Raw genomic sequence first — 14,654 nt, forward strand, 5'->3', positions numbered from 1 at the left:
ATGATCGAGGCAGTCATCACCGGCGGTGGCATAGGCGGGCTCGCCACCGCGCTCGGCCTGGCCCGCAGCGGTCACCGGGCCGTCGTCCTGGAAAGGGCCCCCGAGTTCGCCGAGATCGGCGCGGGCATCCAGCTGGCCCCCAACGGAATCCACGCGCTCGACCGGCTCGGCGTCGGCGCCGAGGCACGCTCCCTCGCCGTCCGCATGGACGAACTGCGGTTCATGGACGGGGTGACGGGCGACCACGTCACCAGCGTGCCGCTCACCGAGGAGTACCGCCGCAGGTTCCGCAACCCGTACGTCGTCGTGCACCGCGCCGAGCTGCACGCCGTGCTCCTCGACGCCTGCCGGGCCTGGGACACGATCGAACTGCGCGGCGGCAGCGCCGTCACCGGATACGAGCAGACCCCCACCGGCGCAAGCGCCGTACTGGAGAACGGCGAACGGGTCCACGGAGACGCCCTGATCGGCGCCGACGGCATCAACTCCGCCGTCCGCGCACAGCTCGTCGGCGACGGCGAACCCCGCGTCTCCGGGATCACCGTGTACCGCGCGGTCATCCCCATGGACCAGGTGCCGCCGGAACTGCGCCGCGACACCTCCGTGGTGTGGTGGACCGGCCCCGGCTGCCACTTCGTGCACTACCCGATCGCCGGCGGCAAGTACCTCAACCTCGCCGGCAGCAAGGACGACGGAGGCACCCGGACCTTCGCCGGAGTACCCGTCGAAAAGGCCCACGTACGCAGGCAGTTCGGCGCCCTCGGCCAGGACGCACAGCGTCTCGTCGAGCTCGGCGACGGCTGGCGGTCCTGGATGCTCGTCGACCGCGACCCGGTCGAGACCTGGACCGACGGACGCGTCGCCCTGCTCGGTGACGCCGCCCACCCCATGCTGCACTACGCGGCACAAGGCGCCTGCCAGGCCCTGGAGGACGCCGTCCACCTCGGTGACCTGCTGGAGGACGGCAGCGGGGACGACGTGTACCAGCGCTTCGAGAAGTACACCGCGGACCGCCGCGAACGCACCGCCGCCATCCAGCTCGCCGCACGAGAGAGCACCCGGCTGTGGCACCCCGCGGGGGGCGCCGCGCTCGCCAGGAACGCCCTCCTCGCCAAGCTCACCCCCGGCCAACTGCACGACCAGGTCGCCTGGATGCACGGCGCCCGGGACTTCGGCGCCACCACCCCCGCACCGGCCTACCTTCCCACCCACCCGAATCAGAACGGAGTTCAGGAATGAGCAGCAGCCGTCTCCAGATCGCCATAGTCGGTGCCGGACCGCGCGGACTGTCCGTACTGGAGCGCCTGTGCGCCGGCGAGCGCAAGCGGCCCACGCACACGGAAGTCGTCGTGCACGTCGTGGACCCGTCCCCGGCTGGTGCCGGCGCGGTCTGGCGCGCGGAACAGTCCCGGCATCTGCTCACCAACACGGTGGCCTCGCAGATCACCGTCTACACGGACGACAGCGCGCAGATCGAGGGCCCCATCGAGCCGGGTCCGAGCCTGTACGAATGGGCCCAGGGCCTCTCCCTGCTCGGCCAGTTCGGCGGCTACGACAACGACACCCTCGACGAGGCCGAGCGCCTCGGCCCCGACTCGTACCCCAGCCGTGCCTTCTACGGCCGTTACCTGCACGACGCCTTCAAGCGCGTCGTCGCCCGCGCCCCCCGGCACGTCACCATCACGGTGCACGCCTCCCGCGCGGTGGCCATGGCCGACACGCACGGCGTCCCCGGCGGCCCGCAGGGCCTGCGCCTGGAGGACGGCACCCGCCTGAACCAGCTCGACGCGATCATCCTGGCGCAGGGCCACCTCCCGGCGCGCCTCACCCCGCGCGAGGCCCGCACCGCGAGCCTGGCCCGGATCCACTACCTGACCTACATCACGCCCTGCAACCCGGCCGACGCCGACCTCAGCTCCGTCGCGCCCGGCCAGAACGTCCTGATCCGCGGCCTCGGCCTCAACTTCTTCGACCACATGGCCCTGTTCACCCTCGGCCGCGGCGGCAGCTTCGTCGAGGAGGACGGCAAGCTCGTGTACCACCCCTCCGGCCGCGAGCCCAAGCTGTACGCCTTCTCCCGGCGCGGTGTCCCGTACCACGCGCGCGGCGAGAACGAGAAGGGCGCGTACGGCCGTTACTACCCGAAGCTGCTCACCGGCCAGTACATCGAGGACCTCCGCAAGCGCTCCGAGGACGGCGAGCGCATCAACTTCACCGCCGACCTGTGGCCGTACATCTCCCGCGAGGTGGAGAGCGTCTTCTACGGAACGCTGCTGTCCGCCAAGGGCCGTGAGGAGGACCGCGAGGCGCTGGTGAGCGCCTACCTCGCGCTGCCGGAGGGCGAGAGCCCCGACGCGCTGCTCGACTCGTACGGCATCGACAGCACCGAGCGCTGGGACTGGGAGAAGCTCTCCCGGCCCTACGGCAGCCGGAAGTTCACCGACCGCGACGACTTCCAGGGGTGGCTCCTCGACTACCTGCGCGCCGACGTGACCGCGGCCCGCTCCGGCAACGTCAGCGGACCGCTCAAGGCCGCCCTCGACGTCCTGCGCGACCTGCGCAACGAGATCCGGCTCGCCGTCGACCACGGCGGCCTGGAGGGCAACTCGCACCGCGACGACCTGGAGGGCTGGTACACACCGCTCAACGCCTTCCTGTCCATCGGCCCGCCCGCCGCCCGTATCGAGCAGATGGTCGCGCTCATCGAGGCCGGCGTCCTGGAGATCACCGGGCCCGGCACCCAGGTCCGGCTCGACACCCGCAACCAGGTCTTCGTCGCCGACTCCAGCGCCGTGCCCGGTACTCCGGTGCGCGCCACCGCCCTCATCGAGGCCCGGCTGCCCGAGCCCGACATCCGGCGCACCGACGACCCGTTGCTCAGCCACCTGATCAACACCGAGCAGGCGGGGCCGTTCCGGATCGACGGCAGCTGCGGCACCACGTACGAGACGGGCGGACTCGCCGTCACCGAGCGGCCCAACCGGCTCCTCGACGCCCGCGGGCGCGCACACCCGCGCCGCTTCGCCTACGGCGTCCCCACCGAGTCCGTGCACTGGGTGACCGCGGCCGGCATCCGGCCCGGCGTCGACTCGGTGACCCTCGGCGACTCCGACGCGATCGCCCGTGCCGTCCTCGGACTGCCGCCGGCGTCCCAGGTCCCCGCGGGCGTACGGCCGGTGACCGACGAGACCGACACCGATCTGACAGGAGTGATCGTGTGACCCACCCACTGGACGCACATCTGGACACGGACGTGCCGACCGACTCAGGTCTGCTGTCCCCCGTGCGTGCCGGTACCCCCGTCGAGGCGGCCGTCTGCGACCGGGCATGGCTCCAGGCCATGCTCGACGCGGAGGCCGCCTTGGCCCGTGCCCAGGCACGGCTCGGGACGGTGCCGAAACCCGCGGCCGACGTGATCACCCGCACCGCGCGCGCGGACCGCTTCGACCTGCGGGCCCTCGCACTCGCCTCCCGCGAGACCGCGAACCCCGTGGTCGGTCTGGTCCAGGCCCTCACCCGGGCCGTCGCGGACCGGGACGAGGGCGCGGCGGAGTACGTGCACCGGGGCTCCACCAGCCAGGACGTCCTGGACACCGGGGCGATGCTCGTCACCGCCCGGGCACTGCGGCTGCTGCACACCGACCTCCATCGCGTCGCCGACGCCCTCGGCGCGCTGGCCCTGGAGCACCGCGACACCCTGATGGCGGGCCGCACGCTCGCCCTCCAGGCGGTGCCGACGACCTTCGGCCTCAAGGCGGCGGGATGGCGAGAGCTGGTCCTCGACGCCGCGCGGCGGGTCGAGCGGGTCCTCGACGGGGGCCTGCCGGTGTCGCTGGGCGGTGCCGCCGGAACCCTCGCCGGCTATCTGGAGTACGCGGCGCTCGACGGCGAGGTGGGGGAGGCGGGCGACTACCTCGACCGTCTCGTCGAGGCGTTCGCCGTCGAGACGGGACTCGCTCCGGCCGTCCTGCCCTGGCACGCGCTGCGCACGCCCGTCGCCGACGTCGCCGCGGTGCTGGCCTTCACGGCCGGCGCGCTGGGGAAGATCGCCGTGGACGTGCAGTCGCTGACCCGCACCGAGGTCGGCGAGGTCACCGAACCCACGGCGGCCGGACGCGGCAGCTCCTCCGCGATGCCCCACAAGCGCAACCCCGTGCTGGCCACGCTGATGCGTGCCGCCGCCCTCCAAGTGCCCGTCATGGCTGCAGGACTGACGCAGTGTCTGCTCTCCGAGGACGAGCGGTCGGCGGGAGCCTGGCACGCCGAGTGGCAACTGCTGCGGGAGTGCCTGCGGCTGGTGGGCGGCGCGGCGCACACGGCCGTGGAGCTCGCCCGGGGGCTGGAGGTCAGCCCGCGCCGCATGCGTGAGAACCTCGCGCACAGCGGGGCCCAGCTGGTCTCGGAGCGGATCGCCGCCGTCCTAGCGCCCCGGATGGGCAAGGTGCGGGCGAAGCAGTTGCTGAGCGACGCGGTGACGGTGGCCCGGGAGACGGGCCGTCCGCTGCCCGACGTGCTGGCCGACGAGCCCGCCGTGACCCGCCTTCTCGGGGCCGGTGAGCTGGACGCCCTGTGCGATCCCGGTGGATACACCGGGGGTGCGGGGGCGCTGGTCGACCGGGCCCTGGGCCTGCCGTCGGCCCCGACCGTCGAACGCGACGCCGCGTAGCCGCCCGTCCCGGGGCCCAGGGCGCCGCCGCCCCGCCCCAGGGCCCAGGGCGTAGCCGCCCGCCCCACCGCAGAGGCCTTCCCCCGGACACCCAGGGGAGGGCCTCTCCGGTTTTTCGCCCCCTCCGCCCCTACCCGTCCCGTCTCCGGGGCTCCGCCCCGGACCCCGCTCCTCAAACGCCGGAGGGGCTGATTCTCGGCCCTCGGATGGACCCCGCTCCTCAAACGCCGGACGGGCCGAAGCGTTTCAGCCCGTCCGGCGCTTGAGGACGAGGCCGTTCAGGCCGATACGGGGGCCGGGGGCGGAGCCCCCGAGGTAAGGGACGGGTAGGGGCGGCGGGGGCGAGAGACGTCCGGTGCGGGACCCGGACAGGGGAAGGCCCCGGCCCCCTGGGGGAAGGGCCGGGGCCTGTGGGGACGGGGTCAGATGGTCTGGAGGGGGGCGTGGACGTCGTCGGTCCGGAGGGGCGCGTGGACGTCGTCGGTCCGGAGGGGGGCGTGGACGTCCTCGATGAGGGAGGCGATCACGGCCGGCCCGTTCTGGGTGAGCACCGACTCCGGGTGGAACTGCAGGGACGCGAACCCGGGCCCCCGCAACGCGTGAACCTCGCGATTGCCGGGATCACGGCAGACCTCGACCTCCCCGACACCGGGGACGTCGAGCCGGTCCGCGGCACTGCGCGCGGCGAACGTGTTGTAGAAGCCGACCCGTTCGAGGCGCCCGAAGAGGTCGATCTCCCGCTGGACCCCCTGGTTGGGCACGGCACGCCGGTTGAGGTCGAGCCCCAGCTCCAGGCTCAGGACCTGATGGCTGAGGCAGACCGCCAGGAACGGCTTGCGGGAGTCCAGGAGCGTACGGACGGCCCCGCGCAGATGCGCGATCTTGGGGTGGGTCAGATCCCGCGGGTCACCCGGGCCCGGGCCCATGACCACCAGGTCGTAGTCGTCGAAGGAGTACGGCTCGTCGAACCGGCGGACCGTCACCAGCAGTCCCATGGAACGGAGTTGGTGCGCGATCATGGCCGTGAAGGTGTCCTCGGCGTCCACGACGAGGACCTTGCGGCCGTCCGCCGCGGGAGCCTGCCGCGCGCCCTCGGCCAGCCAGAACCCGGCGATCGTGGTGTTCCGCGCGGCCAGCGCACCCCGCACGCTCGGGTGCTCGGCGAACCGCGCCGGCTCCTCCGCGCCCAGCGCCGCCAGCAGCCCGGCCGCCTTGGCACGCGTCTCCGCGACCTCGGAGTCCGGATCGGAGTGGCGCACCAGGGTGGCGCCCACGCCGATGGCGAGCCGGCCCTCGGCGGAGATGTCAGCCGTACGGATCAGGATCGAGGAGTCCAGCGTCCGTCCGCCCTGCGCGTCACGGCCCATGAGGGCCAGCACACCGCTGTAGTAGCCGCGGCCGTGCGGCTCGTGCCGTCGGATGACGCGGGCGGCGCTCTCCAGCGGGGAACCCGTGACCGTCGGCGCGAACAGCGTCTCGCGCAGGATCTCGCGCGGATCGCGGTCCGTCTCGCCCTCGATGAAGTACTCGGTGTGCGCGAGCCGGGCCATCTCCCGCAGGTACGGCCCGACCACCCGGCCGCCCGTCGCGCAGATCCGGGCCATCATCTTGAGTTCCTCGTCGACGACCATGTACAGCTCGTCGGCCTCCTTGCGGTCGGCGAGGAAGTCCATGACGTCGGGCAGGGTCGGCCCCGCGGCGGGATAGCGGTACGTGCCGCTGATGGGGTTCATCACCGCCGTACCGCCGTGCACGCTGATGTGCCGCTCGGGGCTCGCGCCCACCAGCGTGCGGGTCCCGGTGTGCACGAGGAAGGTCCAGTACGCGCCGGACTCCTGCTCCATCAGCCTGCGGAACAGCGTGAGCGCGCTCCCCGGCGAGTAGCCGGTGATGTCGGCCGTGAAGGACCGCTTGATGACGAAGTTGGCTCCCTCGCCCTCGCCGATCTCCTCCTTGATGATCCGGCGGACCGTGTCCGCGTACGCCGCGTCGTCGATGTCGAAGTGCCCGCCGGCCAGCCGGATCGGCACGTCGGGGATGCGCGCCAGCACGTCGGCCACCGGCAGGGTCTGCTGTCGCGTGACCGCCATGGCGACGAGCGGCGCCCCGTCGTCGGCGACGTCGAACCCGCGCTCGCCGATCTGCCGGTAGGGGACGAGGGCCAGCACCTGGTGGCCGGGCGCGGACGCGGCGGGAAGCGGGATGCCGTCGAGGGTCTCCGGCTCGCTCACCTCGCCGACGAGCACCTCCAGTGCGGCGCGGCCGGTGGCCGCTGGCCGGTGGACCAGGGCGTACGCGGGCGACTGCCCGGACAGCACCTGGTCGAGCAGGTCGCGCGGAGCGCCGGTCATGCGAAGACCTCCTTTGCGGGGATGACGACGGCACAGCGCTGGGCCGCGTAGTGGAGAGCGGTGCGGTGGTCCTTGGCCGAGAAGTCGGCGACGGCGTCGGCGACGACGAACGGCTGGATGTCGTGCGAGAACGCCTCGGTCGCGGTGATCAGCACACCGACGTGCGCGTACACACCGCAGATGATCAGCTGGTCGCGGCCGGCCGCGCGCATCCGCTCCAGCAGATCCGTGTTGAAGAAGGCGCTGTAGCGCCACTTGGTGAGCATCCAGTCGCCCTCCCGGGGCGCCAGTGGCTCGACGACCTCGCGGTCCGCGGGGTCCACCCGCATGCCCGGACCCCAGAAGTCGGCGAGCAGTCCGCGCTGCCCGGCGTCCATGCCGCCCGGCTGCGCGGTGTACGCGACCGGCAGGCCGAGTTCGGCGCAGCGGTCCCGTAACGACGAGGCGTTGGCCACGAGTTCGTCGGCCGGACCCTGGTCGGGTATGGGTTTGAGGAAGTAGCGCTGCATGTCGTGGACGAGGAGGACCGCGCGGTCCGGGTCCGCGGACCAGGCCGCCGTGTTCGGCGGCAGGTCGCCCGGCGCGGGCATCGCGTACGGCTCGATGGTCGGAATGCCTGCCATGGCAGTGGAAGTCCCTTCGGATCTGCGTGGGTCGGGCGCCTTGCGGTGGGTCAGGCGCCCAGCGACGCGCCGCCGTCGACGGTGAGCATGTGCAGGGTGATGTGTGCGGCGCGGTCCGAGAGCAGGAAGACCACGGCGTCGGCGATGTGCGAGGGCTGTGCGATGCGGCCGAGCGGGATGCCGACGCGGAAGGCGTCCGCGCGGCCCTCGACGGTGCCCCGCGGGCCGGACTCGTCGTGCCACATCGAGCTGAGCATCGGGGTGTCGGTGGAGCCGGGCGCGACGACGTTGCAGCGGATCCCGTGCCGGGCCACCTCCAGCCCCAGACTCCGGGTGAACATGGTGGCGGCGGCCTTGGACGCGGCGTACGCGGCCATCTCGGTGCGCGGGGTGGCCGCGGCGTTCGAGGAGACCGTGACGATCGCGCCGCTGCCGCGCTCCGCCATGCGGTCCACGACCGCGCGGCTGACGTGGAACACGCCGTGCACGTTGACCGCGAACGTGGTCTGCCAGTCCTCGTCGCTGAAGCCGCGCACCTCGCCGAGGCGCAGCACGCCGGCCGCGTTCACCAGGTACTGGATTGGGCCGAGCCGCCGTTCGACGGCGTCGACCGTGGCCTCGACCTGCGCGCTGCTGCTGACGTCGGTGGCGAACGCCTCGGCCCGCAGCCCGTCCGCCCGGAGCTTCTCCACCGTCTCGCCGAGCGCGTCGGCGTCACGGTCGAGGGCCGCGACCGTCGCGCCCCGCTCGGCGAGCGCGCGGCTGACCGCGGCGCCTATGCCGCCCGCGGCGCCCGTGACGAGGGCGACCCGGTTCTCCCATTCCTCGTTTCCTTGCCGGTTCTCCATGTGCGGGACCTCCCTGGTCCGGTCATCCGCGCCAGGCCGAGACCACGGATGCGGCCTGGACCGGGTTGAGCCGCGGGTCGCAGAAGCTCGTGTACTTGTCGCCGACGTGGTCGATGTCGTCGACGCCCGTGACGCACTCCGTGACGTGGTCCGGAGTCGTCTCCAGGTGCAGTCCGCCGGCGATGCCGCCGGAAGTGCGCACCGCGCACTGGAAGCCCTCGACCTCCCGGACGATCGTCTCGACGAAGCGGGTCTTCAGCCCGTCGGGAGCCGTCACCGTGTTGCCGTGCATGGGGTCGGTGAGCCAGATGACCGGATGGCCGGCGGCGCGCACCGCCCACACCAGCGAGGGCAGTCGCTCGGAGACCAGGTCGGCTCCCATCCGTGCGATGAGGGTCAGCCGGCCGGGCTGCCGCTGCGGGTCGAGCCGTTCGCACAGGGTCAGCAGATCGCGCACCGACATGTTCGGACCGACCTTGCAGGCCACCGGATTGACGACCTGCGACAGCAGGGCGACATGGGCGCCGTCCGGCTGCCGGGTGCGCTCGCCGATCCACGGCCAGTGGGTGGAGGTCAGCAGCAGCCGGCCCTCCTCGTCCCGGCGGACCATGGGCAGTTCGTAGTCGAGCAGCAGGGCCTCGTGGCTGGTGAACACCGGCGGGCAGATCACGGACGGGCGTCCGTCGTCGAGCCAGCCGAGATGCCGTACGGCCTCCTGGGCGGCCGCGTAGCCGTCGAGGAGGCGGCGCGGGTCGGGCCGGCGCAGCTCCGGGTCGGGCTCCGGGCTGTTGACCATGTGCCCGCGATAGACGGGGAGTTCGGTGCCTCCGATCACTTCGGTGGGCCGGGAACGCGGCTTGGCGAACTGGCCGGCCATCCGGCCGACCCGGACCACGGGCGTATGGGTGATCATCTTTAGGGTGCCGGCGAGCACGTCCAGCAAGCCGGCCTTGCGGGCGACATAGCCCGCGGTGCATTCGGTGGGATCCTCCGCGCAGTCCCCGGCCTGGACCACATGGGCTTCACCGACGGCCACCCGCGCGAGCAGGTCGCGCAACGCGGTGACGTCGTCGTGGCCGACGAGTGCCTGACTGTTCGACAACTCCCCTCTGACCGAACGGATCAACTCTGTCCTGTCCCAATCCGGCTGCTGCAGCGCAGTCCGCGATCGGACACTGGGCAGATCAATGTCCACGGTTGTCTCCAAGGCTGTTCCTACGGGTGCTCCTTGGTGACAAAGGGTGCGAGGGCGGCGGGTATCGGCCAACGACGCGTCGGCGAATACGTCAGATGAAGCGCATGTCCATCAGGTCGCCCGTTCCTTCCGACGGGCGCCCGCACAGCACGAGTTGACATTGTCCGACCAGCGAAGTCGCGCAGTGCGGAAGGACCGCGCATGCTGACCCGTCGTCCTCAATCACGGCGCCGGGAGGGGTTATGCGGGGCGGAATTCTGCGTCGTCTCATTTCCGAGGGCGTTTCCCCATGGCTGAACGGATTTCACCGGGGGTTTCTCCAGGCACGGCGGCTGTCCGCGCTGGCGGCCGAGGAAGGCGTGCGCGGCGCGACCGCGCAGCCGGCCCTGCTCGCCGCCGCCCTGTTCACGGAGCACGCCTACCGTCCGCAGCTGGCCCGGCTGGCCCGCGACGGGACCGGCGTCGGCGCCGCGCTCAGGGCGTTGCAGACCCAGGACGCGCGCCTGGCCTGCGACGACCTCGGCGCCGTCCACGAGGCCGCGGGCCGCCGCGACGGGCACGTCTCCCTGGACCTCGACCCGGGGCTCGCCCACGACGCCGCGGCCACCGTCGCCGCGGCCACCGCGCTGATGTCCGCCGTCGCCCGCCCGAACGCGCTGGTGAAGATCCCGGCCACCGACGAGGGGCTCACGGCCATCAGGGACTGCGTGGGCCGGGGCATCGGAGTGCACGCGGTCGAGATCTACACACCCCGGCGCCACCGGGAGGTCGCGGACGCCTACTGCGCTGGACTGGAGATCGCCCGGGACGCAGGCCGGGCACTGCACGGCATCGTCTCACTGGCCTCGGCGCCGGTGTACCGGATCGACGTCGAATGCGACGCGCGACTGGCCGAGTTGGGTACCCCCGCCGCGGACGCGCTGCGTGGCGGGACCGCCCTCGCCCTCGCCCGGCTGATGTACCACGACTACGACGAGCGGCTGGGCAGCGACCGCTGGCGCAGGCTCGCCGCCGCGGGCGCCCGACCGCAGCGGCTGCTCTGGACGGTGGACGGACCGCACACTCCTGACCAGGCGGGATATGCGGCCCGGCTGGTCGGATGGCACACCGCGCTGGCTCTTCCGCTGCGCTCCCTGGTGGCCGCCGACCGGTGGGGAACGCCGTGCGGGGACACGCTCGACGGCCGCCGCGGGGAGGCCCTTCGCGTGTTGGACGAATTCGAACGGACCGGCCTACGCTTCGAGGCGGTCGCCGGGAGGCTCGCCGCGCATGGCGAGAAACGGCTGATCCGTTCGTGGGAAGCACTCCGCGGGACGGTGGGCACCCAACTGCGGCTGCACGGCGCCCGATAGCGACACACCAGAGCACACGCGCGGGGGAGTGGGAGGCAGTGTGTCCCAGGAGCCGACGCGGGACGCCAGTTCCGCCGTACTGGAACTGCTGGCGGCGGGAGCCTCCGGCGACCGTCTCACGTCCCTCGTGGACGAGGCCAGGGTGCGTGGCGTGGACGCCGCGGAGCTCGCGGAGCTGGAGCGTGCCGCCCGGCTCGGACTGAGCATCTCCTCGCGCTGGGAGCGTCACCGGCAACGCGAGAGCGGTCTGTCCACCCTGCTGGAGGCCGCGCGCGACCTGGGCGCCGTGCACCAGCCGGAGAGCACGCTGGTCCGTGCGATCGCCCGGCGCGCGCGGCTGCTGCTGGGCCTCGACATGGCGTACGTCTGCTTCCCCGAAGAGGACGACGCGGGCCGGCGCGACCTTTCGGTGCACCGGGACGGGGACCCTTCGGAGCCTGCGTCACGGGTCCTCGCGGGCTCGCGGAACGGAACGCTCACGGAGCAGGCGCCTCTCACCGGGGCGCGGGACGAGGGCGCGCCGGCCGGTGGGCCGACCACGGCACGGGTGCGCGTCCACGCCTCGGACGGACGGATCGCAGGCCTGGACGTCGGGCTGACCCTGCCGCTGTGCGAGGGGCCGGGCAGCATGGCGATGACGGACCCGGTGCCCTTCTGGACCCCGGACTACCTTGCCGACGAGCGGATCGAGCGCAGTGCCGCGGTCGACGAGGTGATCGGGGCGGAGGGACTGCGCACCGTGATGGCGGTGCCGCTGAACCGGCAGACCCGGCCCTTCGGCGTGCTGCACATCGCCGCGCGGACCGTGCGGCACTTCACGGCCGACGAGGTGGCGCTGATGAGCGCGTACGGCGAACTCGCCGGCGCCACCCTGGAACGGGCCCGGCTCCTGGACCGGACGGCGGCCCTGCGCGAGTCCGGCGACGCGCACGCCAAGATGCTCCAACTGGTGCTCGGTGGCGGGGACTTGAACGAGGTGGCGGAGGAGACCAGCAAGCTCCTCGACGGCGCCGTGCGGATCTGCGGCTCCGACGGCGTGGTCCTCGCCACCGCGGGCGAGGTGCCGGAGGTCGAGTGGGAGCACGCGGCGGTCGGCGCCCTGGACGCGCACGGCGCCTGCCATCCCGTACCGCTGGACGAGGACGGCATGTGGGCCGCGCCGATCTGCACCGGCACCGTCGACCTCGGCACCGTCCTGGTGCACCCCAACCGGCCGCTCACCGACCATGCCGTGCAGCTGCTCGGGTTCGCGACCCAGGCGATGGCGGTGCTGATGCTGCTGGAGAACAGCCGGGCGGCGATCGCCGAGGGGCAGGTACGCGACGACCTCCTCGACGAGCTGCTCACCCATCCCGACCTGTCACCGAAGAAGATACGGACCCGGGCGCGCAGGCTCGGCGTCGAACTGGACGGCCCGCACGTGGTCGTCGTCGCCCGGCCGGAGGAGGAGACGCCGGCCAGGGCCTCGGTGTGGGCGGCCTCGTACGCGTACCGCAAGAGCGGCCTGAAGAGCATCCGGCACGGCACGGCGGTGTTCCTGCTGCCGGGCAACGATCCCGGCGCCGCGGCCCGCGCGCTGTCGGGCGAGCTGACGCCGCTGCTCGGCCATCCGGTGACGGTGGCCGCCTCGGGGCCCGTCGCGGACCCGGCCGGGGTGCGGCACAGCTACCAGGAGGCGGTGCGCTGCCTGGAGGCGATGACGGCGCTGGGGGCGGTGGGACGGGCCGGCTCGGCCGGCGAACTGGGCTTTCTCGGGCTGCTGTTGTCGGACACCCACGACGCGGAGAAGTACATCCAGTCGGTCCTCGGACCGCTTCTCGCCTACGACGAGCAGCGGCTCTCCGAGCTGACCCACACGCTGGAGGCCTTCTTCGAGGCGGGGGCCAGCCCCACGTACGCGGCGCGGCGGCTGCACGTCCATCCCAACACGGTCGCCCGGCGGCTCGAAAGGATCAGCGAACTGGTCGGCCCGGACTGGCAGCAGCCGGGACGGGCGCTCGAAGTGCAGTTGGCACTACGGCTGTTGAGAATCCGCAACCATCTGGTGAGCCGTGAGCCGTGAGCCGTGAGCCGCAAGGCTTGAGGTGCGGTCCGGGGGCGGCGAATGGCGTGTGTGTTCCGTGGGCCCGGGCCGTGACGGGACCTCGTCCCCCGCGGGCGTGGCCCGGCGGCGCGGCGGGCCGCGGCCCTCTCAGGATGCCTGGCGCACGACCTCGCCGCTGCGCAGCTCCTCGTCGTACGTTCCGTACGTCCCGTCGAGCGTCGCGACGGCGTGGGCGGCCGAGGCCAGCGTGGCGTGCCGGTGCCAGCCGTTGAAGGAACGGCCCGCGTAGTCGCGGATGCCCACCTGCTCGGAGATCTCCGTGAAGTCCCGGTCGACCCGGCCGAGAAGCTTGGTGAGCCGCAGCAGGGAGACGGGGTTCATGTCGACCAGGTCGGTCAGCCACAGCTCGCCCGGCCACGCCTTGCCGCTGTCGCCGATGCCGATGAGCAGCATGTCCCCGCCGCCCCGCATTCCGGGGGCACGGGAGGCGCCGCGGATGCGGACGGCGGCCACCAGGCTGGTGCGCATGGCGTGTTCGGGGCTGTGGTCGCGCCACACCGCGGGACGGCGCAGCAGCTTGGCGGCGGACATGATCTGCTGCGCAGGCAGCGACTCCGGTGCCGGGCGGCCGATCTGCGCCGGATCCGCGGGCGTCAGCCGCAGGGAACCGCTGACACGGAGCAGGTGCGGGACTCCGGAGGAGCGGAAGCGGCGCACGACGGACATGGCGTCCATGTCGCGGGCGTCCATGACCACCGGCCGGGCCGGCAGCCCCCAGTCCCGCACGGCGAGCATGGCCTCGACCGCGGCCTCCTCCGGCGACTCCTCGCGCACGCTGTCCGGGATGGCGGCCTGGCGGCGACGGAGGCCGTTGTCCAGCCAGTCCTGCGGGATGTCCAGCCGCCAGTTGACCGGAACACTGGACTCCTGCGCCGCCGCCCACACGCCCACGGCCTGCTGCACGCCACGGATCTGGCCGAGCTCGGGGACGTAACGCCGGTACACGCCGACCGAGTTGTCGCCCGCCTTCGGGATCACCATGCGGCGGATCACGTAGGCCTCCGGGGCGACGGTCCGTGCGACGTACTGGGCGAGTGCCTTGCGGACCGGCATCCAGTGCCATGTTGAACTGGAAACGAAGTGGTGGAGGCTCTGTTCGCGGGCCGAGCCGCCGGCCGGAGCCGCCATGTTCCGTATGGACTTGCGCCCTTCGGTGGCAAGGAGGCCCTGGATGTATTCCTCGCCCTTCCTGCGCTGATCGCTGCGCGGGAAGGTGGCGAACAATGTGGAAGAGAGTTCGGTGCCGCTCATCGGAATCCCACCTCGGTTCGGAGTCGCTCTGTTGAGCTGGCTCCACAGTGCGCGGCACTCAGTGCCACGCCCAGGTGGTCCGGACACACGGTTGGGGGCGGTCGCGGTGGCCGGGCAACCGCCGCGGGCCGTGATGGTGGGGAGCCCACCACGAGGGTTCCCCGGGCGGTGTCCGGACCACCGCGTCCGGACCCGTGACGCCGTCCGCGGCACCCGCCGGGCGGCACGATCGACCGGTCGGACGCCGGACGGGATTTCCCGCTT

The 14,654-nt window shown here is 72.7% G+C and carries 10 protein-coding genes; 5 read left to right on the plus strand and 5 right to left on the minus strand.

What is annotated here, in order from left to right:
• The 3 genes from ACZ4IF_RS22030 to ACZ4IF_RS22040 are packed head-to-tail and all read left to right on the plus strand — an operon-like array spanning position 1 to position 4,666.
• Positions 1-1,239, plus strand: coding sequence for an FAD-dependent monooxygenase (locus ACZ4IF_RS22030; protein ID WP_467565184.1), 1,239 nt, complete (start codon positions 1-3; stop codon positions 1,237-1,239).
• Positions 1,236-3,221, plus strand: coding sequence for an FAD/NAD(P)-binding protein (locus ACZ4IF_RS22035; RefSeq protein ID WP_467565186.1), 1,986 nt, complete (start codon positions 1,236-1,238; stop codon positions 3,219-3,221). Before ACZ4IF_RS22030 ends, ACZ4IF_RS22035 begins: the two co-directional genes overlap by 4 nt.
• The gene (locus ACZ4IF_RS22040) at positions 3,218-4,666 is read left to right on the plus strand and encodes a nitrosuccinate lyase (protein ID WP_467565188.1); all 1,449 of its coding nucleotides are present in this window, start codon (positions 3,218-3,220) and stop codon (positions 4,664-4,666) included. The genes ACZ4IF_RS22035 and ACZ4IF_RS22040 overlap by 4 nt, the downstream gene beginning before the upstream one ends.
• A gap of 422 nt (positions 4,667-5,088) precedes the next feature.
• Here the strand turns inward: ACZ4IF_RS22040 and ACZ4IF_RS22045 are convergent, their stop codons facing one another.
• From ACZ4IF_RS22045 to ACZ4IF_RS22060, 4 genes are read right to left on the minus strand one after another with little or no spacing between them, the layout of a single operon-like run.
• Positions 5,089-7,017: an anthranilate synthase family protein gene (locus ACZ4IF_RS22045; RefSeq protein ID WP_467565190.1), complete on the minus strand. Its 1,929-nt coding sequence runs from the start codon at positions 7,015-7,017 to the stop codon at positions 5,089-5,091.
• Positions 7,014-7,640: an isochorismatase family protein gene (locus tag ACZ4IF_RS22050; RefSeq protein WP_467565192.1), complete on the minus strand. Its 627-nt coding sequence runs from the start codon at positions 7,638-7,640 to the stop codon at positions 7,014-7,016. The genes ACZ4IF_RS22045 and ACZ4IF_RS22050 overlap by 4 nt, the downstream gene beginning before the upstream one ends.
• A gap of 50 nt (positions 7,641-7,690) precedes the next feature.
• The gene (locus tag ACZ4IF_RS22055) at positions 7,691-8,488 is read right to left on the minus strand and encodes a 2,3-dihydro-2,3-dihydroxybenzoate dehydrogenase (protein WP_467565194.1); all 798 of its coding nucleotides are present in this window, start codon (positions 8,486-8,488) and stop codon (positions 7,691-7,693) included.
• Between the two features lie 22 nt (positions 8,489-8,510).
• Positions 8,511-9,683 (minus strand): 3-deoxy-7-phosphoheptulonate synthase, encoded by a 1,173-nt coding sequence (locus ACZ4IF_RS22060; protein ID WP_426682202.1) that lies wholly within the window; start codon positions 9,681-9,683, stop codon positions 8,511-8,513.
• 242 nt (positions 9,684-9,925) lie between these two features.
• Here ACZ4IF_RS22060 and ACZ4IF_RS22065 point away from each other — a divergent pair, with 242 nt between their 5' ends.
• Together ACZ4IF_RS22065 and ACZ4IF_RS22070 are read left to right on the plus strand one after the other, a co-directional pair.
• On the plus strand, positions 9,926-11,035 hold the full coding sequence (locus ACZ4IF_RS22065) for a transaldolase family protein (RefSeq protein ID WP_467565196.1): 1,110 nt from the start codon (positions 9,926-9,928) through the stop codon (positions 11,033-11,035).
• Between the two features lie 40 nt (positions 11,036-11,075).
• Positions 11,076-13,097, plus strand: coding sequence for a helix-turn-helix domain-containing protein (locus ACZ4IF_RS22070; protein ID WP_467565197.1), 2,022 nt, complete (start codon positions 11,076-11,078; stop codon positions 13,095-13,097).
• 129 nt (positions 13,098-13,226) lie between these two features.
• Here the strand turns inward: ACZ4IF_RS22070 and ACZ4IF_RS22075 are convergent, their stop codons facing one another.
• A complete protein-coding gene (locus ACZ4IF_RS22075; RefSeq protein ID WP_467565199.1) occupies positions 13,227-14,390 on the minus strand; it encodes an IS701 family transposase in 1,164 nt (387 codons plus the stop codon).
• Between the last annotated feature and the right edge of the window lie 264 nt (positions 14,391-14,654).

It is taken from the genome of Streptomyces sp. NPDC025784, from assembly GCF_055558435.1.

Coding starts and splice junctions, on each gene's coding strand:
- ACZ4IF_RS22035 (WP_467565186.1), top strand. CDS start 1,236: ATGAGCAGCAGCCGTCTCCAGATCGCCATAGTCGGTGCCGGACCGCGC.
- ACZ4IF_RS22045 (WP_467565190.1), bottom strand. CDS start 7,017: ATGACCGGCGCTCCGCGCGACCTGCTCGACCAGGTGCTGTCCGGGCAG.
- ACZ4IF_RS22050 (WP_467565192.1), bottom strand. CDS start 7,640: ATGGCAGGCATTCCGACCATCGAGCCGTACGCGATGCCCGCGCCGGGC.
- ACZ4IF_RS22030 (WP_467565184.1), top strand. CDS start 1: ATGATCGAGGCAGTCATCACCGGCGGTGGCATAGGCGGGCTCGCCACC.
- ACZ4IF_RS22065 (WP_467565196.1), top strand. CDS start 9,926: ATGCGGGGCGGAATTCTGCGTCGTCTCATTTCCGAGGGCGTTTCCCCA.
- ACZ4IF_RS22055 (WP_467565194.1), bottom strand. CDS start 8,488: ATGGAGAACCGGCAAGGAAACGAGGAATGGGAGAACCGGGTCGCCCTC.
- ACZ4IF_RS22075 (WP_467565199.1), bottom strand. CDS start 14,390: ATGAGCGGCACCGAACTCTCTTCCACATTGTTCGCCACCTTCCCGCGC.